Origin of the sequence: Streptomyces sp. NPDC051214 (assembly GCF_040682375.1) — a bacterium.
Classification (GTDB): domain Bacteria; phylum Actinomycetota; class Actinomycetes; order Streptomycetales; family Streptomycetaceae; genus Streptomyces.
Window position 1 is genome coordinate 193,965 of sequence record NZ_JBFBAT010000003.1, and the last position, 18,942, is coordinate 212,906.

Here is an 18,942-nt window from a genome sequence, read left to right on the forward strand (position 1 = left end):
CTCGACTCCGTAACGACTCGACGATGAATCGTTTCACGAGAGGCGAAGCTAGGGAGCGCGCCGCCCGCTGTCAAGAGTCCCGAACCGCCTGCCCCTTGGCGCATCAAGTCACGACAGGATTTTCAAGTCCTGCCCATTGACGCCGTAGTTGGCGTGGGTTTAGCTTCCTCGAAAATTGGTTGAAACCTTTCACGCCATGTGTCCGGCGGGTGACTCCCGATGATCCCCGACCCCGCCCGACGCCTGAGCCCCCATGCCAGAAGCCGCATGCCCTTCGTGACCGATCGGTGCTACCTATGAGAGAGCCCCCCGTCCTTGCCGTGCAGGGCCTGAGCAAGTCCTTCGGGGCCGTGCGCGCCCTGCACGACGTCTCCCTGGAGCTGTACGCCGGTGAGGCGCACGCCCTCGCGGGCGAGAACGGCGCAGGGAAATCCACCCTCATCAAGACCCTCGCCGGGGTCCACCGGCCGGACGCGGGAGAGCTGACGCTCGACGGGTCCCCGGTCGTCTTCCACGGACCGGGAGACGCCAGGGACGCGGGCGTCGCCGTCATCTACCAGGAGCCGACGCTCTTTCCCGACCTCTCCGTCGCGGAGAACATCTTCATGGGGCGCCAGCCGCGCCGCTCCTTCGGCCGCGTCGACCACAAGGCCGTGCACGCCGCCGCCGACGCGCTCTTCAAGCGCCTGGCCGTGGACCTCGACCCCGAACAGCCCGCGCGCGGCCTGTCCATCGCCGACCAGCAGATCGTCGAGATCGCCAAGGCGCTCTCCTTCGACGCCCGCGTCCTGATCATGGACGAGCCGACCGCCGCGCTCACCGGCAGCGAAGTGGCCCGTCTCTTCGGCGTCGTCCGCACCCTGCGTGAACAGGGCGCCGCGGTCCTCTTCATCTCGCACCGCCTGGAGGAGATCTTCGAGCTGTGCCAGCGCGTCACCACGCTGCGCGACGGCGGTCTGATCGCGAGCGAGCCGCTCGAAGGCCTGACCGAGGACGATCTCGTGCGCCGCATGGTGGGCCGTGACCTCGACGAGCTCTACCCGAAGCAGGACACCCAGGTGGGCGACGTCGCCCTCAGCGTCCGCCGGCTGACCCGCGAGGGCGTCTTCACCGACGTCTCGTTCGACGTGCGGCGCGGAGAGATCGTCGGGCTCGCGGGGCTCGTCGGAGCCGGGCGCAGCGAGGTCGCTCGGGCCGTGTTCGGCGTCGACCGGTGGGACGCCGGCACGGTCGAGGTGCAGGGCAAGGAACTCGTCAACGGAGCCCCCAGCACCGCCATGGCGGCCGGGCTCGCGCTCGTCCCCGAGGACCGGCGCGCCCAGGGCCTCGTGATGGACATGTCGATCGAGCGCAACATCGGGCTCACGGGGCTGCGAACGACGGTGCGCGCGGGCCTGATGGACCGCGGCGCCGAGCGCAGCCGCTCCCTCGACTGGGCGGTGCGGCTCCAGGTGAAGTACGCGCGCATCGCCGACGCCGTAGGCACCCTGTCCGGCGGCAACCAGCAGAAGGTCGTCCTCGCCAAGTGGCTCGCCACCCGGCCCCAGGTGCTGATCGTGGACGAACCGACCCGCGGCATCGACGTCGGCACCAAGGCCGAGGTGCACCGCCTGCTGTCCGCACTCGCCGCCGACGGGGTCGCCGTCCTGATGATCTCCTCCGACCTGCCCGAGATCCTCGGCATGGCCGACCGGGTCCTCGTCATGCACGAAGGCCGGCTCACGGCCGAGATCCCGCGCGCGCGGGCCACCGAGGAGTCCGTGATGGCGGCCGCCACCGGGAGGACGGCATGAGCGTGACCACCCAGAGCCCGGCACCCGCCGTGGACCCCGAGAAGGCAGCGGGCACGCGCCTGGTCGACCGCGTCTTCAAGATGCGCGAACTCGCCACCCTGCTGGTCTTCCTGGTGATGATCGGCATCACGCAGGCGGGCAACAGCGAGTTCCTCTCCGAGCAGGGCATCAAGGACCTGCTCCTGAACGCGACCATCCTCGTCCTGGTCGCCACCGGCCAGGCCCTCGTCGTGATCACCCGCAACGTCGACCTGTCGGTCGGCTCGACGCTCGGGATCAGCGCCTTCGCCGCGGGCGACCACCTCCAGGGCGGCGGCGACCCGACGCTCGCGATCCTGCTCGCCGTCGCGCTCGGCGTCGGCTGCGGGCTGCTCAACGGGGCGCTCGTCAGCCTCGGCCAGGTGCCCGCGCTCGTCGTGACCCTCGGCACCCTCTACATCATCCGGGGCATCGACTCCATCTGGGTCGGCTCCCGGCAGATCACCGCGTCCGACCTGCCGGACGGCTTCGTCGACTTCGGCTCCGGCGGGATCTCGGCGGTGCCCTACCTGGGGCTGATCGCGCTCGTCGTCCTGGTCGTCGTCGCGTACTACCTGCGGCACTTCGGCGGGGGACGCGAGCTCTACGCCCTCGGCTCCAACCCCGAGGCCGCCCGGCTCGCCGGCATCCCGGTCCGCAAGCGCATCCTCGCCGCCTACACCGCGTGTGGGGCGCTCGCCGGGCTCGCGGGCGCGCTCTACCTGGCCCGCTTCGGCAACGTCGACTCCGCCACCGGAAACGGCTACGAACTCACCGTCGTCAGCGCCGTCGTGGTCGGCGGCGTCGTCTTCACCGGCGGATCGGGCAGCGTCTACGGAGCGGCGCTCGGCGCCCTGCTCCTGACGTCCATCAACAGCGTGCTCCCCGCCCTGGGCGTCAGCTCCGTGTGGGTGCTCGCCATCAACGGCGTGCTGCTCGTCCTGGCCATCGCCGTCGACCGGATCGTCGCCCTGCGCGTCGCCAAGGCCCTGAAGAAGAGGAACGCCCGCCATGGCTGACTCCAACCGGCTCACCGTCATGCGGGCCGTCCGCTGGGACACCGTGGTCGGCGCTCTCCTTGTCGTGCTGCTCCTGATGTCGTTCTCCTTCGTCGACGGTTTCGGGAACGCCCTCAACCTGTCGTTCCTCATCGGCAACACCCTGCCCATCGCGCTGATCGCCCTGCCGATGACGCTTCTCGTCGTCTCCGGAGAGATCGATCTGTCGGTGGCCTCGACGGCGGGGCTCTCCGGAGCCGTGATGGGCGCCCTGTGGAACGCCGGCATGGCCATCGAGACGATCATTCCGCTGGTGCTCCTCATCGGAGTCCTCTGCGGCCTGGTCAACGGCCTCCTGGTGACCCGTCTCGGACTGCCCTCGCTCGCCGTGACCATCGGCACCATGGCCGCCTATCGCGGCATCGCGCAGATCGTCCTCGGTTCCGACGCGGTGACCGACTTCCCCTCGCAGTACCTGGACTTCGCGGCCGGACGCGTCGGCGACACCTTCCTGCCGTACGCGTTCCTGCCCTTTCTCGCGCTGCTCGCGATCGCCGTCCTCGTCCTGCACGCCACCCCCTTCGGGCGCTCGCTCTTCGCCATCGGCGCCAACGAGGAAGCCGCGCGCTTCGCCGGGGTCCGCGTCAAGCGGCACAAGCTGTGGCTGTTCGTCGCCACCGGGCTCATGGCCTCCCTGACGGGCATCTTCTGGGCCCTGCACTACGCGAGCGCCCGCTACGACAACGCCACCGGCCTCGAACTGTCCGTCGTCGCCGCCGTTCTGCTCGGCGGCATCGACTTCGACGGCGGCAAGGGAACGCTCGGCGGCGCCGTCGCCGGAGTCTTCCTGCTCGGCGCGCTGCAGAACGCGATGAGCCTGCTGAACGTCTCCGCGCAGTCGCAGATCGTCGTCACCGGAGTGCTGCTCGTGGTGTCCGTGCTCGGGCCGCGCGTGGCCCGCCAGATCGCCGTCGCCAGAGCGGGCCGCCGCGCCGCCGCCGCTCCCGCCCGCTGACCCCTCGTACCGACCGCACGTCCGAAAGGGACCAACGATGCTCTCTCCCCGCCGAACCTCCCGCCGAACTTACCGTCGATCCGTCCGCCGCTCCGCCCTCACCCGCGCCTGCGTGACCCTGGCAGCCGTCACCTCGCTCGCCCTCACCGCAACCGCCTGCGGAGGCACCACCAAGGAGTCCTCGAAGGACGACGACGCGGCCAAGGCATCGAACGCCAAGGCCGACCCGAACGCGCCGACCAAGAAGGGCCTCACGGTCGCCTTCCTGCCCAAGCAGGTCAACAACCCGTACTTCACCGTCGCCGACAAGGGCGGCGAGAAGGCACTCAAGGACCTCGGCTCCTCGTACAAGGAGACAGGCCCCAACAGCGCCACCGACACCAGCGGGCAGGTCTCCTACGTCAACACGCTCACCCAGCAGCAGGTCGACGCCATGGCCGTCTCCGCGCAGGACCCCGGCGCCCTGTGCACCGCCCTCAAGCAGGCCATGAAGAACGACATCAAGGTCGTCACGTACGACTCGGACACCAACCCGGGGTGCCGTGACGTCTTCGTCTCGCAGTCCAGCGCCGAGGCGCTCGGCCGCACCCAGGTGGAGCTGCTCGGCAAGCAGCTCGGCTACAAGGGCGACATCGCGATCCTCTCCGCCGCCCAGACCGCGACGAACCAGAACACCTGGATCCGCTACATGAAGGACGAGCTGAGGAAGCCCAAGTACAAGAACATGAAGCTGGTGAAGACCGCCTACGGCAACGACGACGCCCAGCAGTCCTTCCAGCAGACCCAGGGACTTCTCCAGGAGCACCCGAAGCTCGCCGGGATCATCTCGCCCACGACCGTCGGCATCAAAGCCGCCGCCCAGTACCTTTCGGGATCGAAATACAAGGGCAAGGTGAAGCTCACCGGCCTCGGCACGCCCAACGACATGCGCCAGTACGTGAAGAACGGCACCGTCGAGGGCTTCGAGCTGTGGGACCCGGCCAAGCTCGGCGCGCTCGCCGCGCACACCGCCGTGGCCCTGAAGTCCGGCCAGATCACCGGCAAGAAGGGCGAGAAGTTCGAGGCCGGAGATCTCGGCAGCTTCACCATCGGCGACAAGGGAGTCGTCGATCTCGGCGAACCGACCGTTTTCGACAAGAAGAACATCGACCAGTACAAATTCTGAGGGGATCGCCCGCGGCGGTGCACAATGCACCGCACGCGCAACGGAACAAGGGGACGCATGGTCGGCATCAAAGACGTGGCGAAGCACGCCGGCGTGTCGGTGGGCACCGTGTCGAACGTGATCAACCGCCCGGACGTCGTCTCCGAAGAGACGCGCCACCGGGTGCAGTCCGTGATCGACCGGCTCGGCTACGTCCGCAGCGAGTCCGCACGGCAGCTGCGGGCGGGCCAGAGCCGCATCATGGCGCTGCTCGTGCTCGACATGGGCAACCCCTTCTTCGTGGACGTCGCGCGCGGCGCCGAGCGGGCCGCGCGCGACGCGGGGCTGCGCGTCATGATGTGCAACAGCGGACAGAGCCCCTCCGAAGAGGCCGAATATCTGGCGCTCTTCGCCGAACAGCGGGTACGTGGTGTTCTGCTGACCCCGGCCGACGCGACGGGCCGCAACATCGAGGCCTTCCGCAGGCACGACATTCCGTTCGTCCTGGTCGACCGGGTCGCCGAGGGCGCCACCGAGTGCTCCGTCTCCGTGGACGACGTCCTGGGCGGGGCCCTCGCGGTGCGCCATCTCCTCGACACGGGGCATCGCAGCATCGCGTACGTGAGCGGCCCGCCCGGACTCAACCAGGTCAAGGACCGCAGGGAAGGGGCGCTGCAAGCCCTCGCGGAGGCCGGTCTGCCCGCCTCGGCGCTGCGGGAACTGCCCACCGAGCGCCTCGACGTGGCCGCCGGACGTGACGCGGGCGCCCGCGTCCTCGGCCTCGCCGAGCGGCCGACCGCCGTCTTCTGCGCCAACGACCTGCTCGCCCTGGGGGTGCTGCAGGCGATGTACGCGGCCGGGGTGAGCGTGCCCGAGGACATCGCCATCGTCGGCTACGACGACATCGAGTTCGCCGCCGCGGCCGTCGTCCCGCTCACCTCGGTGCGCCAGCCCGCCGTCAAGATGGGCGCGATGGCCGCGGAACTCCTCCTGGAGGAGACCGAGTCGGACACCGACGCCGATGACCATGATCACCGGCGCGTGGTGCTCCAGCCGGAGCTGGTGGTGCGGCGCTCCAGCCTGGTGCCCCGCTGACGACCCCCGCGGCGGGTGTGCTGAACTGGGGCGAAGTGTCCCGTTCCGCGTCCGCCCAGGAGCCCTCTTGACCCCCGCCGCCAGCGTCACCGCCTCCTACCGCCAGCCCGGCGTCGTCCTCACCGACCACCGCTTCTTCGTGCCCCTCGACCACGACGACCCGGCGGGGGAGCGGATCGAGGTCTTCGCCCGCGAGGCCGTGGCGAGCGCCCACGGGGACCACGGGGCCGACCTGCCGTGGCTGGTGTACCTCCAGGGCGGCCCGGGATTCGGGGCCAACCGGTTCGTGGGCAAGGAGGCATGGCTGGGCAGGGCCCTGCAGGACTACCGGGTGCTGCTCCTCGACCAGCGCGGCACCGGCAGCTCCACGCCGGCGACGCGCCAGACGCTCCCGTTGCGCGGCGGACCCCGCGAGCAGGCCGACTACCTGACGCACTTTCGCGCCGACTCCATCGTCCGCGACTGCGAGCTGATCCGGCGCGAGCTGACCGGCGGCGCCCCCTGGACCGTCCTCGGCCAGAGCTTCGGCGGTTTCTGCGCGACCCACTACCTCTCGGCGGCCCCCGAAGGACTGCACACCGCCCTCATCACCGGCGGCCTGCCCGCACTCGACGGCCACGCGGACGACGTCTACCGCGCCGCCTATCCGCGCATGGAGCGCAAGACGGCCGCCCACTACGCCCGCTACCCCCAGGACATCGAGCGCGCCCGCCGCATCGCCGAACACCTCGCCGAGCACGAGACGGTGCTCGACGGCGGCTACCGGCTCACCGTCGAGGCGTTCCAGTCCCTCGGCATGCTGCTCGGCATGAGCGACGGCAGCCACCGCCTGCACTATCTCCTCGAGGACGCCTTCGTGCGGACCCCGTCCGGCCACACGCTCTCCGATGCCTTCCGGGAAGCCGTACAGGCCGCCCTCTCGCACCGCGCACACCCGCTCTTCGCCCTCCTGCACGAGACCATCTACGGCCAGGGCGAGCGCCCCACCGACTGGTCGGCCCAGCGGGTGCGCGGCGAGTTCCCGCAGTTCGACCCCGGCAAGGCGCTCGCCGGGGATGCCCCGCTTCTCTTCACCGGGGAAGCCGTCCAGCGCTGGCAGTTCGACTGCGACCCGGCCCTGCGGCCGCTGCGGGAGACCGCCGACATCCTTGCCGCGCGCACCGGTTGGGCGCCCCTGTACGACACGGCGCGCCTGGCCGCGAACGAGGTGCCGGCCGCCGCTGCGATCTACCACGACGACATGTACGTCGACACCGGCCACTCACTGCGCACCGCCCGCTCCATCCGCGGCCTGCGGACCTGGGTCACCGACGAGTACGAGCACGACGGGCTCCGGGTGGGTTCGCCGCGCGTCCTGGACCGGCTTCTCGCCCTCGCGAGGGGCGAGGCCTGAGCCCGCCGCGACGGGGTCCCGCGCGGTTAGGCTGCGGGCATGACAGAGCCGTTGAACGAGAACGACCAGCTCACGCCCATGCCCGAGGACTGGCAGCGGGCCCTTGCCGTCGTCGCCCACCCCGACGACCTGGAGTACGGCTGCTCGGCCGCGATCGCCGGATGGACGGACGGCGGGCGCGAGGTCGCCTACCTCCTGGCCAGTCGAGGTGAGGCGGGCATCGACACCCTCGATCCCGCCACGTGCGGCCCGCTGCGCGAGCGCGAGCAGCGGGCGAGCGCGGCCGTCGTGGGCGTGTCGGCCGTCGAGTTCCTCGACCACAAGGACGGCGTGATCGAGTACGGGATCGCGCTGCGCCGGGACATTGCCGCCGCGGTCCGCAGGCACCGGCCCGAACTCGTGATCACGCTCAACCACCGCGACACATGGGGCGGCGTCGCCTGGAACACCCCGGACCACGTCGCCGTCGGCCGCGCCACCCTGGACGCCGTGGCCGACGCGGGCAACCGCTGGATCTTCCCCGAGCTGATCGAGGAGGACGCGCTCGAACCCTGGAACGGTGTGCGCTGGGTGGCCGTCGCCGGTTCCTCGTCGCCCACGCACGCCGCGGACGCCACGGCAGGGCTCGAACGCTCGGTGCGCTCGCTGCTCGAACACCGCACGTACATCGAGGGGTTGACCCAGGAGGACCCCGAGAAGTACTGCCGGGAGTTCCTGACCGGCAACGCGCAGAGCGTGGCGCCGCGCTTCGGCGGGAAGCCCGCGGTGTCCTTCGAGGTCTTCGGCCGCTGACGAAGCCTTCTGGTGCTGAGCCCCCGCCACTAAGCTGACGGCGCGTCATGTCGCTGACGGATCGTCAGAAACATAGGCAGGAGCTGGTGCTGGATGATCGACACCATCGGCACGGACATCCCGGAGGGTGAGGAGCGGCTGCGCCTCGACATCGAGGACGGCCTCGGCATCCTCACCCTCTGCCGCCCGCAGAAGCTCAACGCGTGGAGCTGGGAGTCCACGCGCCAGTTGGGCCTCTTCGCCGACCGGATCCGTTTCGACGACTCGATCAGAGCGGTGCTGCTGCGGGCGGAGGGGCGGGCCTTCTGCGCGGGGATCGACGTCACCGCGCACAGCGGCGGCGCCGTCGAAGGCCGCTCGGGCTCCGAGCGCACGCGCAACTACTACGAGGCCCTGCGCTGGGTCCACGAACGCTTCCGCACCTTCGCCGGCCTTCCGCAGCCCGTCGTCGCCGCCGTGCAGGGGTACTGCCTCGGGTTCGGCTTCGAACTCGCGCTGATGGCGGACGTGCGGATCGCGTCCGACGACGCGGTGTTCGCGCTTCCCGAGGCGCAGATCGGTGTCGCGGTGGACGCGGGCGGCGATCTGCGCATCGCGCGCGAGGCCGGTGCGGGCTGGGCCAAGCTGCTCTCGCTCACCGGACGCCGCATCGACGCGGCCACGGCCGAACGCCTGCGGCTCGTCCAACTCGTCACGCCCGTGGATGAGTTGGCCAAGACGGCCCGGGATGTGGCCGCGGAGATCGCGGCGAACGGACCGCTGGCCGTCCAGGGCATCAAGCGGGGCATCGACGCCTACGCGGACGCGGGGATGGACGCGGCTCTCGACCGGGTCGCGATGAACGCGGCGATCACGCTGACGTCCGAGGACTCGCGTGCTGGGTACGCGGCGAAGAGGGAGCGGCGGACAGCGCGGTTCGAGGGCAAGTAGCCGCCACCGCTGCCGCGAGGGGAGCAGGGTCGCGCCGGGCGGCGCGGTCGGGGACGCTGGGATGCGAGGCGCCCCCATCCCCTCCCACGCGTCCGCTTCTCGTCTGCTCGCGCGGCGAGCAGGGGGCCCGCTATCCCCCGAACCGACCCCGCCCCATCTGCTCCCGCACCGTCACCACCTCCGGGCTCACCAACCCCCGCCGTTGCCAGTTCGCGCCGTCGACCACCAGCGTGTGCCCGGTGATGAAGCGGGCGTAGGGCGAGGCCAGGAAGGTCGCGGCCCAGCCCAGTTCGCGCGGGGCGCCGACACGCAGGGCGGGCTGGCGGGAGACCAGGTCCCGGCGATGCGCGCCCGGTTCGTACTCCTCCGTGGTCGCGGCCCGGTCGAGGTTGCCGCGGATGTCGGCGGTCATGTCCTCGTGCGGCATCAGACCCGGCACCAGGCCGTTGACCTGGATGCCGTACGGGCCCCACTCCACCGCCAGGCTCTCGACGAGGCTCTTCACGCCCGCCTTGGCCGCCGCGCTGTGCGCGAAGCCGGGGCCGCCCGTCCAGGCGTACGACGCCCCGATGTTGATGACGGAGCCGGGTGTGCCCGCCGCGAGATGGCGGCGGGCGAACTCCCGCGTCATGAAGAACGTTCCGTTCAGCGTGATGTCCACGACCGAGCGCCAGGCGTTCGGGGACATGTCCTCGGCGGGCACGGGGAAGTTCGCCGCCGCGTTGTTCACCAGGACGTCCGGCGGGCCGTACGCCTCCTGGGCCGCGTCGAAGACCTCGGCGACGCGATCGGGGTCCCGGATGTCGCACGGGGTGGCCGCCACCCGCCCGCCGAGGCCCGCGAGTTCGTCCCGCGCGGCCTTCAGGCGCTCCTCCTTGCGGCCGGCGATCACGAGATCCGCCCCGAGCCGTGCGAACTCCGTGGCGATCGCCTTGCCGAGGCCGCTGCCGCCGCCGGTCACGAGGACGACTGATCCGTCGTACGTCCCCTCGGGCAGGGCGCTCGTGCCCGGCGGGGCAGGGGCAGGGAGACCCGGCAGGACACCCTCGTTCGTGTCGTCCGTCATGGCCGCATCGATACCGCGTAACGCTTCAAAGCTCCATGCCCGCAGAGGACTTCCTGCCCGCAGGGGACGTCATACCCGCGAGGGGTTCATGTCGTCCTCCCTCCTTCGCGCCGCCACCCCCTCGTCGATGTCCGCGAGGACGAGCTCGTTGTTGATCATGAGTCCGGCCTGGTACCCCGCGGCGGCCGCGTTGATCACCTGCACCTTGGGTCCCGCCGCGTTGCCCACGGCCCACACCCCGGGAACGCTCGTGCGGCCGACCGGGTCCACGGACGGGTAGGGCCCGAAGGGGGTGTCCTGGATGGCCGCGCCGAGCTGGGCGGCCGGCTCGTTCCGCGGGACCGCCCCCGCCTCCACGAAGAGCACGGAGCGCGGGACCACCCGGCCGTCCGCCAGCCGCACCCCCGCCAGGCGGTCGTCCACCACGTCGAGTCCGGCCACCTCGCCCTCCACCACCGTGACCCCGGCGACGGCCAGCTTCTCCCGGTCCTCGGCGGACAGCTCCCCCGCGGTGTGCGCGAAGAGCGTCACGTCCTTGGACCACTGGGTGACGAGGAGGGCCTGGTGAATGCCCGTGACCGGCGACGCGATCACACCGAAGGGCTGGTCGCGCACCTCCCAGCCGTGGCAGTACGGGCAGTGAAGCACGTCGCGGCCCCAGCGTTCGGCGACGCCCGCCACGTCCGGCAGCGCGTCGACCAGGCCCGTGGCCAGGACGACCCGGCGAGCGTGCACGGAGCGGCCGCCCGCCAGGTCGGCCTCGAACCGACCGGAGCCGTCGGGCCGCACGGCCGTGACCCGGTCGTGGGCGAACTCCACGCCGTACGCCTCGACCTCCCGGCGCCCCACGGCGAGGAACTCGACGGGCGGCATGCCGTCCCGCGACAGGTAGCCCTGCATGTGCGCGGCGGGCGCGTTGCGCGGTTCGCCCGCGTCCACGATCAGTGTGCGGCGCCGAGACCGGCCGAGGACGAGCCCCGCGCTGAGCCCCGCCGCGCCGCCGCCGATGACGAGTACGTCGTACGTGCTGTTCCTGCTGTCCATCGAGACCACCTCCACGGAGACCGTCGCACCAGCCATGCGGGATTGACAATCAAGTTTGCCGATACTGCAATAGAGAGATGGCTGAGACAGAGAACGATGACGGCAGCGCGAACCTCGACGGTGTTCTCGCCGAGGTGGGCCCCCGCCTGCGGAGGATCCGCAAGGAGCGCGGCGCGACGCTCGCGGGCCTCGCCGACGTCACGGGGATCTCCGTGAGCACCCTCTCGCGCCTGGAGTCCGGCCGGCGCAAGCCCAGCCTCGAACTCCTGCTGCCCATCGCCCGCGCCCACCAGGTCCCTTTGGGCGAGCTGGTCGGCGCCCCGCCCGTCGGCGACCCGCGGGTCCGGGCCAAGCCGATCGTCCGGCACGGCCGCACGATGGTCCCGCTGACCCGCCAGCCCGGCGGTCTCCAGGCGTACAAGGTGTTCGAGCCCCAGCGTTCCCCGGAGCCCGACCTCAAGACCCATGAGGGATACGAGTGGCTGTACGTGCTGTCCGGCCGCCTGCGGCTCGTGCTCGCCGACCATGACGTGGTCCTCACGGCGGGCGAGGCCGCGGAGTTCGACACCCGGCTGCCGCACTGGTTCGGATCCACGGGGGAGGGGCCCGCGGAATTCCTCAGCCTGTTCGGGCCGCAGGGCGAGCGGATGCACGTACGGGCACGGCCTTCCCGGCAGCAGCGCGAAACGGAGTGACGAGACGGTTCCCCTGCCTGCAAGCGACCGCTTAGTATGCGACGGAGCCCGGTCTACGAAAGCCCCGTGGAGGCCCCGCATGCAGGCATGGCAAGTGCACCAGAACGGCGAGCCGAGCGCGGTGATGCGCCTCGAGAACGTGGACCGGCCGGTGCCCGGCGAGGGACAACTGCTCCTCAAGGTCCGCGCCGCCAACATCAACTTCCCGGACGCCCTGCTCTGCCGCGGGCAGTACCAGGTCACGCCCCCGCTGCCGTTCACGCCCGGCGTGGAGATCTGCGGCGAGACCGAGGACGGGCGGCGCGTGATCGCCAACCCCGCCCTCCCGTACGGCGGCTTCGCCGAGTACGCGCTCGCCGACGCCGCGGCCGTGCTGCCCGCGCCCGACGCCCTGGACGACGCAGAGGCCGCCGCGCTGCACATCGGCTACCAGACGGGCTGGTTCGGCCTGCACCGCCGGGCGCACCTCCAGGAGGGCGAGACCCTCCTGGTGCACGCGGCCGGCGGTGGTGTCGGCAGCGCCGCCGTCCAGCTCGGCAAGGCGGCGGGCGCCAAGGTCATCGGCGTCGTCGGCGGCGCGACGAAGGCCGAGGTCGCGCGGGAACTCGGCTGCGACCTGGTCATCGACCGGCGCACGGAGAACGTCATCGGCGCGGTCAAGGAAGCCACCGGCGGCCGCGGCGCCGATGTCATCTACGACCCCGTGGGCGGCGACGCGTACACGCAGTCCACGAAGTGCGTCGCCTTCGAGGGACGGATCATCGTCGTCGGCTTCGCGAGCGGCGTCATCCCGACGCCCGCGCTCAACCACGCCCTGGTGAAGAACTACGCGGTCCTCGGACTGCACTGGGGCCTCTACAACACCAAGGACCCGCAGGCGATCCTCCGCTGCCACGAGGAGCTCACCCAGCTCGCGGCCAAGGGCGCCATCAAGCCGCTGATCAGCGAGCGCGTGCCGCTGAGCGACGCGGCCGCCGCCGTCCAGCGGGTCGCGGACGGCGTCACCACGGGGCGGGTGGCCGTGATCCCCGAGGGAGCCGGCGCATGACGGATGCCGCCGAACTGCGCAGCCGCACCCAGGAGTTCCTCGCCGCGCACCCGCCGGCCACGACGGAACGCGCGGCCTTCCTGAAGGCACGCTTCGACGCCGGTCTCGCCTGGGTGCACTACCCCGAGGGGCTCGGCGGGATCGGTGCCCCGCGTTCCCTGCAGGCCGTCGTGGACGCCGAGTTGGAGGCCGCGGGCGCGCCCGACAACGACCCGCGCCGCATCGGCATCGGCCTCGGCATGGCCGCGCCGACCATCCTGCGCTTCGGCACCGAGGAGCAGAAGCGCAGCTTCCTGCGGCCGCTGTGGGTCGGCGACGAGGTGTGGTGCCAGCTCTTCAGCGAGCCCGGCGCCGGGTCCGACCTCGCCGCCTTGGGGACGCGAGCCGTCCGTGACGGGGACGTCTGGGTGGTCAACGGGCAGAAGGTGTGGACGTCCGGCGCGCACGCCGCCCGCTGGGCCATCCTCATCGCCCGCACCGACCCGGAGGTGCCCAAGCACCGCGGCATCACCTACTTCGTCTGCGACATGACCGACCCGGGTGTCGAGGTGCGGCCGCTGCGGCAGATCACCGGCGAGGCCGAGTTCAACGAGGTCTTCCTCACCGACGTACGCATCCCGGACGCGCACCGCCTGGGTGAGATCGGCGACGGCTGGAAGGTCGCGCAGACCACCCTCATGAACGAGCGCGTGTCCATCGGCGGCAGCCGCATCCCGCGGGAGGGCGGCATGATCGGCCCGGTCGTCGAGGCCTGGCGCGAGCGCCCCGAGCTGCGCACGCACGACCTGCACCAGCGGCTCCTCAAGCTGTGGGTGGAGGCCGAGGTCGCCCGGGTCACCGGAGAGCGCCTGCGGCAGCAGCTCGTCGCGGGGCATCCGGGTCCGGAGGGCTCGGGCATGAAGCTCGGGTTCGCCCGTTTGAACCAGGAGATCAGCGGCCTGGAGGTGGAACTCCTGGGCGAGGAAGGGCTGTTGTACGAGGACTGGACGATGCGGCGGCCCGCGAAGGTCGACTTCGTCGGCCGTGACGCGGGCTACCGCTATCTGCGAGCCAAGGGCAACAGCATCGAGGGCGGCACGAGCGAGGTGCTGCTCAACATCGTCGCCGAGCGCGTGCTCGGACTGCCCTCCGAGCCACGCACCGACAAGGACGTCGCCTGGAAGGACCTCGCCCGATGAGTACGCAGCCCCCACAGATCTCGCAGCCCGCCCAGCGCGACCTGCTGTACTCCGAAGAGGAGGAGGCGCTGCGCTCGGTGGTGCGCGGCCTGATGGCCGACCACTGCGACGCCACCGCCGTGCTCGCCCGCACCGAGACCGCCGAGCCGCACGACCGTGAGCTGTGGAAGGCGCTCACGGACGGCATGGGGCTCGCGGGCCTGCTCGTGCCCGAGGACCTCGGCGGTCAGGGCGCCACGCACCGCGAAGCCGCCGTCGTCCTGGAGGAGTTGGGCCGCGCGGTGGCGCCCGTGCCCTATCTGACCAGCGCCGTCATCGCGACCGAGACGTTGCTGGCCTGCGACGGCGACGCGGCGAGGGAACTCATCGGCGCGCTCGCGTCGGGACGCACGGTCGGCGTGCTCGCCGTGCCCCTGACCACCGCTCCTGGCGGCGCCCTGCCCGACGTACGCGCGGAGAGCGGCGCCCTGCACGGAAGCGTCACCGGGGTCGCCGACGCCGTCGCCGCCGATGTGTTCCTCGTGCCGACGGACGCCGGGCTGTACGCGGTGGACGCCGAGGACGCGGGCGTCAGCGTCGCGCCGCAGACCTCGCTCGACCTCACGCGGCCGCTCGCCACGGTCACCCTCGAGGGAGTACGCGCGCGTGCGGTCGGTCCCGAGGCCGAACCCGCCGTCCGGCAAGGCCTGCGCGCGGGGGCCGGTCTCCTGGCGTCCGAGCAACTGGGCCTCGCCGACTGGTGCTTGACCGAGACGGTCCGCCACACGAAGGAGCGGCACCAGTTCAACCGGCCCGTCGGGTCCTTCCAGGCGCTCAAGCACCGCCTGGCCCAGCTCTGGCTCGAGGTGGTCAACCTCCGCGCCGCCGCCCGCAACGCGGCCGACACCCTCGCCGCCAAGGACGAGGACGCCGATGTCGCGGCGGCTCTCGCGCAGGCCTACGCGTCACCGGCCACGGTGCACATCGCCGAGGAGGCGCTCCAACTGCACGGCGGCATCGGCATGACGTGGGAGCACCCCGTGCACCTCTACCTCAAGCGGGCCAAGGCCGACTCGATCGCGCTCGGCACGGTGGGGCGCCACCGGGAGGAGTTGGCCGTCCGCGTGCATCTGCCGGCTCCCTGACCCCTCACGGCAGCCCGAACGCCGTGATCCACTCGGTATGGACCACACGTTTTACCCACCCATTACATGAGGCATAATTGCGACCCGTTCGCAATAACGTTTGATCTTCAGTTGGGGTGTGGAGCATGAGGGCCCGATCGATACGGGGTACGGGCGCGGTAGCGGCGGCCGCCTCACTGGCGGTCGCCGCATCGGCCTGTTCGGCCCCGGGCGACGGCAAGAGCGCGGGTGGCGCCAAGGACTCCGCCGTCGTCGGCATCGCGTACGAGCCGGACACCCTGAGCCCGCTCCTCGGCTACGGCAAGGACGGCAACTCCAAGATCTTCGACGGTCTGCTCACGCACGACGTCGACATGAAGCTGAAGCCCGCCCTCGCGGCCGAGCTGCCCAAGGTCGGCGACGACGGCAAGAGCTACACCTTCAAGCTGCGCAAGGGCGTCAAGTTCAGCGACGGCAAGCCCTTCACGTCCAAGGACGTCGTCTTCACGTACGAGACGATCCTCGACAAGAAGACGAACAACGCCGCCAAGACCGAGCTCGACGCCGTCAAGAACGTCGAGGCGAAGGGCGACGACACCGTCGTCTTCCACCTCAAGTACCCCTACGCGCCGTTCGCCGAGCGCACCGTCCTGCCGATCGCGCCCGAGCACATAGCGGGCAAGCAGGACGTGAACACCGGTGAGTTCACCACCAAGCCGGTCGGCACGGGCCCATACAAGCTGGTGAAGTGGTCCAAGGGCGAGAAGCTCACCTTCCGGGCCAACCCCGGTTACTGGGGCGGCGCGCCGAAGGTCAAGAACTTTACCATGGCGATCATCAAGGACGACGACATCCGCGCCACCCGGCTCGACGCCGGTGAGCTCGACGGCGCGATCCTGCCGCCCAACCTCGCCAAGAAGTACGAGAGCGACGGCAACAAGAAGTCGTACGCCGCCACGACCTTCGACTACCGCGTGGTGACCCTGCCCACCGGCAACAAGGTCGCCGGGGACACCGACATCCGGCGCGCCCTGGACACCGGCGTCGACCGCAAGGCCATGGTCGACTCGATCCTGGACGGCGCGGGCAAGGAGGCCTACGGCCCGGTCCCGACCGACAGCCCCTGGTTCACCAGGGGCACCGAGCGCAAGCACGACCTGGCCCAGGCGAAGAAGATCCTCGACAAGGCGGGCTGGAAGCCGGGCAAGGACGGCATCCGCGAGAAGGACGGCGTCCAGGCGAAGTTCCCGCTCTGGTACCTCTCCGGCGACAAGCTCCGCCAGGACCACGCCCTCGCCTACGCCTCCGACGCCAAGAAGATCGGCATCAAGGTGGAGGTGCAGGCAGGCACGTGGGAGGTCATCGAGCCGCGCATGCCCAAGGACGCGGTCCTCGCGGGCGGCGGCTCCCCGGCCGACCCGGACTTCGACCAGTACACCCTCCTGAAGTCCTCGCTCGCGGGTGACGGCTTCAACAACATGGCCCACTACGACAACCCCAAGGTCGACAAGGCGCTCGACGAGGCCCGCGAGAGCGGCGACCACGCCAAGCGGCAGGCCGCGTACGACACCATCCAGCGCGAGCTGGTGAAGAACCCGGGCTACACCTTCCTCACCCACATCGACCACCTCTACGTCGTCGACAAGCGCTTCGGCGACCTGACCACCCAGATCGAGCCGCACGACCACGGCCTCGCGTCCGGGCCGTGGTGGAACGTCGAGGACTGGCAGCCGAAGAAGTGAGAACCGCGCTCCAAAAGCTCCCCTGGGGGCCGATGGCGCGCATGACGGGACGGCGGGCCCTGTTCGCCGTCCCGGTCCTGCTCGCCGTGACCTTCGGCGTCTTCGCCATCGCCGCCGCGTCGCCCTTCGACCCCGTCAAGGCGTACGCGGGCACGGCCGGGCTCACCGCGTCGCAGGAGAACCTCGACCAGCTGCGTCACAACCTCGGCGTCGACCAGCCGCTCACGCAGCGCTGGTGGGACTGGCTGACATCCGCCGTGCACGGCGACCTCGGGGATTCGAGCACCCTGCGCCAGCCCGTCTCCGACGTCATCGGCGAACGCATCGGCTGGTCCGTGCTGCTCGCCGCCACGGCGTTCCTGCTCGCGATCCTCGTCGGCACCACGCTCGGTGTGCTCGCCGCGCGCCGACCCGGCGGCTGGCTCGACCGTGCCGTGACCTCGCTCGCGTACACCCTCGAAGCCGCCCCGCCGTTCTGGATCGGCCTGCTCGCCGTCTGGCTGTTCGCCCTCAAGCTCGGGATATTGCCGTCCGGCGGGCTCACGGACACCGCCAGTTCGGCCGTGACCGCCGGACAGGTCGCCAGCCACCTGGTGCTGCCCGCCGCCGTCCTGGCGATCTCGCAGCTCCCGTGGTTCGTGCTCTACGTACGCCAAGGGGTCGGCGACGCACTCGGCGACGACCCCGTCCGCGGCGCACGCGCGCGTGGCCTCGCGGAACGCACGGTCCTGCTCGGGCACGCACTGCGCTCGGGCATGCTGCCGGTGCTCACGCTGATCGGCTCCCGCGTGCCCGAACTGATCACCGGGGCGCTCCTGGTGGAGACCGTCTTCAGCTGGCCCGGCATCGCCGCGGCCACCGTCTCCGCCGCGACCGCCGTGGACTTCCCGCTGCTCGCCGCGCTCACCGTCCTCGCCACGGCCGCGGTGCTCCTCGGCAACCTCCTGGCCGACCTGCTGTACGGCCTCGCCGACCCGAGGGTGGGATTCGATGGCTGAGACGACGACCTGGCGCGCCTCCCTGGGGAGCGCGTCGAAGACTCGCTCCACGCGTGCGTGGCGGGTGCGTTCCTCCGCGGTGATCGTTGCGGCGGTGGTCCTCGCCGTCCTCCTCGTGCCCCCGCTGGTCAACCTCGACGAACAGGCCGTCGACCTGGCGGCCAAGCTGCAACCGCCCTCCTGGGACCACCCCTTCGGCACCGACGACGTGGGACGCGGCCTGCTCCTGCGCTGCGTGTACGGGCTGCGGGTCTCGCTCCTCGTGGGCGTGGTGGCGGCCGTCGTCGCGACCGTTATCGGCACCGCCGTGGGCGCGCTCGCCGCCGCGTCGGGCGGCTGGGTCGACCGGATCGTGATGCGGCTCGTGGACGTCTTCTCGTCCGTGCCGCACCTGCTGCTCGGCATCTTCATCGTGGCGATGTTCCGGCCCGGTGTCTGGCCGGTGGTCGTCTCGGTGGCGCTCACGCACTGGCTGTCCACGGCCCGCATCGTGCGCGCCGAGGTGCTCTCGCTGCGGTCACGCCCCTACATCGACGCGGCCATCTCCGGCGGCGCCTCGCGGATGCGCGTGACCGTGCGCCACCTGCTGCCCGGCGTGCTCCCGCAGGCGGGCCTGGCCGCCGTCCTGATGGTGCCGCACGCCATCTGGCACGAGTCCGCGCTCTCCTTCCTCGGGCTCGGACTGCCCACCCACCAGGCGAGCCTCGGCACCCTCGTGCAGAGCGCGCGCGGCTCGCTCCTCGCCGGGGACTGGTGGCCGACCCTCTTCCCCGGCCTGTTCATCATCGTGCCCACCCTGGCCATCGCGGGCCTCGCGGGCGCCTGGCGGGAACGGATCAACCCCCGGCGCCGATCGGAGCTGATGCTGTGACCGAGCCACTGTCGTCCCC

Annotated in this window: 17 protein-coding genes; 15 read left to right on the top strand and 2 right to left on the bottom strand. The window is 71.2% G+C overall.

Going from position 1 to position 18,942, the window contains the following annotated elements:
* Positions 1-296: 296 nt before the first annotated feature.
* The 8 genes from AB0M70_RS08940 (at position 297) to AB0M70_RS08975 (ending at position 9,178) form a co-directional block, all read left to right on the top strand.
* The gene (locus tag AB0M70_RS08940; protein WP_365817923.1) at positions 297-1,793 is read left to right on the top strand and encodes a sugar ABC transporter ATP-binding protein; all 1,497 of its coding nucleotides are present in this window, start codon (positions 297-299) and stop codon (positions 1,791-1,793) included.
* Positions 1,790-2,830 carry an ABC transporter permease gene (locus AB0M70_RS08945; RefSeq protein ID WP_365817925.1) on the top strand — a complete coding sequence of 347 codons (1,041 nt, stop codon included), beginning with the start codon at positions 1,790-1,792 and terminating at the stop codon, positions 2,828-2,830. The genes AB0M70_RS08940 and AB0M70_RS08945 overlap by 4 nt, the downstream gene beginning before the upstream one ends.
* Entirely contained in the window at positions 2,823-3,824 is a 1,002-nt protein-coding gene (locus AB0M70_RS08950; protein WP_365817927.1) for an ABC transporter permease, read from the top strand. Before AB0M70_RS08945 ends, AB0M70_RS08950 begins: the two co-directional genes overlap by 8 nt.
* Positions 3,825-3,861: 37 nt before the next feature.
* Positions 3,862-4,989: a rhamnose ABC transporter substrate-binding protein gene (rhaS, locus tag AB0M70_RS08955; protein WP_365817929.1), complete on the top strand. Its 1,128-nt coding sequence runs from the start codon at positions 3,862-3,864 to the stop codon at positions 4,987-4,989.
* A gap of 57 nt (positions 4,990-5,046) precedes the next feature.
* Positions 5,047-6,063, top strand: a complete 1,017-nt coding sequence (locus AB0M70_RS08960) for a LacI family DNA-binding transcriptional regulator (RefSeq protein WP_365817931.1) — start codon at positions 5,047-5,049, stop codon at positions 6,061-6,063.
* A 67-nt stretch (positions 6,064-6,130) separates the two neighbouring features.
* Positions 6,131-7,456, top strand: coding sequence for an alpha/beta fold hydrolase (locus AB0M70_RS08965; protein ID WP_365817933.1), 1,326 nt, complete (start codon positions 6,131-6,133; stop codon positions 7,454-7,456).
* A 39-nt stretch (positions 7,457-7,495) separates the two neighbouring features.
* Positions 7,496-8,248 (top strand): PIG-L deacetylase family protein, encoded by a 753-nt coding sequence (locus tag AB0M70_RS08970; protein WP_365817935.1) that lies wholly within the window; start codon positions 7,496-7,498, stop codon positions 8,246-8,248.
* Between the two features lie 93 nt (positions 8,249-8,341).
* Positions 8,342-9,178, top strand: coding sequence for an enoyl-CoA hydratase/isomerase family protein (locus AB0M70_RS08975; protein WP_365817937.1), 837 nt, complete (start codon positions 8,342-8,344; stop codon positions 9,176-9,178).
* 130 nt (positions 9,179-9,308) lie between these two features.
* Here AB0M70_RS08975 and AB0M70_RS08980 read toward each other — a convergent pair whose 3' ends face one another.
* Together AB0M70_RS08980 and AB0M70_RS08985 are read right to left on the bottom strand one after the other, a co-directional pair.
* Positions 9,309-10,244 carry an SDR family oxidoreductase gene (locus AB0M70_RS08980; RefSeq protein ID WP_365817939.1) on the bottom strand — a complete coding sequence of 312 codons (936 nt, stop codon included), beginning with the start codon at positions 10,242-10,244 and terminating at the stop codon, positions 9,309-9,311.
* A 69-nt stretch (positions 10,245-10,313) separates the two neighbouring features.
* Positions 10,314-11,324, bottom strand: coding sequence for an NAD(P)/FAD-dependent oxidoreductase (locus AB0M70_RS08985; RefSeq protein ID WP_365817941.1), 1,011 nt, complete (start codon positions 11,322-11,324; stop codon positions 10,314-10,316).
* 41 nt (positions 11,325-11,365) lie between these two features.
* Between AB0M70_RS08985 and AB0M70_RS08990 the strand changes: the two genes are divergently transcribed.
* The 7 genes from AB0M70_RS08990 (at position 11,366) to AB0M70_RS09020 (ending at position 18,923) form a co-directional block, all read left to right on the top strand.
* The gene (locus AB0M70_RS08990; RefSeq protein WP_365817943.1) at positions 11,366-11,983 is read left to right on the top strand and encodes an XRE family transcriptional regulator; all 618 of its coding nucleotides are present in this window, start codon (positions 11,366-11,368) and stop codon (positions 11,981-11,983) included.
* A gap of 79 nt (positions 11,984-12,062) precedes the next feature.
* Positions 12,063-13,031: an NADPH:quinone oxidoreductase family protein gene (locus tag AB0M70_RS08995; RefSeq protein WP_365817945.1), complete on the top strand. Its 969-nt coding sequence runs from the start codon at positions 12,063-12,065 to the stop codon at positions 13,029-13,031.
* Positions 13,028-14,209, top strand: a complete 1,182-nt coding sequence (locus AB0M70_RS09000) for an acyl-CoA dehydrogenase family protein (protein WP_365817947.1) — start codon at positions 13,028-13,030, stop codon at positions 14,207-14,209. Before AB0M70_RS08995 ends, AB0M70_RS09000 begins: the two co-directional genes overlap by 4 nt.
* Positions 14,206-15,333 carry an acyl-CoA dehydrogenase family protein gene (locus AB0M70_RS09005; protein WP_365817949.1) on the top strand — a complete coding sequence of 376 codons (1,128 nt, stop codon included), beginning with the start codon at positions 14,206-14,208 and terminating at the stop codon, positions 15,331-15,333. Before AB0M70_RS09000 ends, AB0M70_RS09005 begins: the two co-directional genes overlap by 4 nt.
* Positions 15,334-15,458: 125 nt before the next feature.
* Positions 15,459-17,054, top strand: a complete 1,596-nt coding sequence (locus AB0M70_RS09010; protein WP_365817951.1) for an ABC transporter substrate-binding protein — start codon at positions 15,459-15,461, stop codon at positions 17,052-17,054.
* 32 nt (positions 17,055-17,086) lie between these two features.
* Positions 17,087-18,052 carry an ABC transporter permease gene (locus AB0M70_RS09015; protein ID WP_365817953.1) on the top strand — a complete coding sequence of 322 codons (966 nt, stop codon included), beginning with the start codon at positions 17,087-17,089 and terminating at the stop codon, positions 18,050-18,052.
* Positions 18,045-18,923 carry an ABC transporter permease gene (locus tag AB0M70_RS09020; protein ID WP_365817955.1) on the top strand — a complete coding sequence of 293 codons (879 nt, stop codon included), beginning with the start codon at positions 18,045-18,047 and terminating at the stop codon, positions 18,921-18,923. The genes AB0M70_RS09015 and AB0M70_RS09020 overlap by 8 nt, the downstream gene beginning before the upstream one ends.
* The last annotated feature ends 19 nt before the right edge of the window (positions 18,924-18,942 follow it).

Coding starts and splice junctions, on each gene's coding strand:
- AB0M70_RS08995 (WP_365817945.1), top strand. CDS start 12,063: ATGCAGGCATGGCAAGTGCACCAGAACGGCGAGCCGAGCGCGGTGATG.
- AB0M70_RS09000 (WP_365817947.1), top strand. CDS start 13,028: ATGACGGATGCCGCCGAACTGCGCAGCCGCACCCAGGAGTTCCTCGCC.
- AB0M70_RS09005 (WP_365817949.1), top strand. CDS start 14,206: ATGAGTACGCAGCCCCCACAGATCTCGCAGCCCGCCCAGCGCGACCTG.
- AB0M70_RS08975 (WP_365817937.1), top strand. CDS start 8,342: ATGATCGACACCATCGGCACGGACATCCCGGAGGGTGAGGAGCGGCTG.
- AB0M70_RS08940 (WP_365817923.1), top strand. CDS start 297: ATGAGAGAGCCCCCCGTCCTTGCCGTGCAGGGCCTGAGCAAGTCCTTC.
- AB0M70_RS08980 (WP_365817939.1), bottom strand. CDS start 10,244: ATGACGGACGACACGAACGAGGGTGTCCTGCCGGGTCTCCCTGCCCCT.
- AB0M70_RS09015 (WP_365817953.1), top strand. CDS start 17,087: ATGGCGCGCATGACGGGACGGCGGGCCCTGTTCGCCGTCCCGGTCCTG.
- AB0M70_RS09020 (WP_365817955.1), top strand. CDS start 18,045: ATGGCTGAGACGACGACCTGGCGCGCCTCCCTGGGGAGCGCGTCGAAG.
- AB0M70_RS09010 (WP_365817951.1), top strand. CDS start 15,459: ATGAGGGCCCGATCGATACGGGGTACGGGCGCGGTAGCGGCGGCCGCC.
- AB0M70_RS08970 (WP_365817935.1), top strand. CDS start 7,496: ATGACAGAGCCGTTGAACGAGAACGACCAGCTCACGCCCATGCCCGAG.
- rhaS (WP_365817929.1), top strand. CDS start 3,862: ATGCTCTCTCCCCGCCGAACCTCCCGCCGAACTTACCGTCGATCCGTC.
- AB0M70_RS08945 (WP_365817925.1), top strand. CDS start 1,790: ATGAGCGTGACCACCCAGAGCCCGGCACCCGCCGTGGACCCCGAGAAG.
- AB0M70_RS08985 (WP_365817941.1), bottom strand. CDS start 11,324: ATGGCTGGTGCGACGGTCTCCGTGGAGGTGGTCTCGATGGACAGCAGG.
- AB0M70_RS08960 (WP_365817931.1), top strand. CDS start 5,047: ATGGTCGGCATCAAAGACGTGGCGAAGCACGCCGGCGTGTCGGTGGGC.
- AB0M70_RS08950 (WP_365817927.1), top strand. CDS start 2,823: ATGGCTGACTCCAACCGGCTCACCGTCATGCGGGCCGTCCGCTGGGAC.
- AB0M70_RS08990 (WP_365817943.1), top strand. CDS start 11,366: ATGGCTGAGACAGAGAACGATGACGGCAGCGCGAACCTCGACGGTGTT.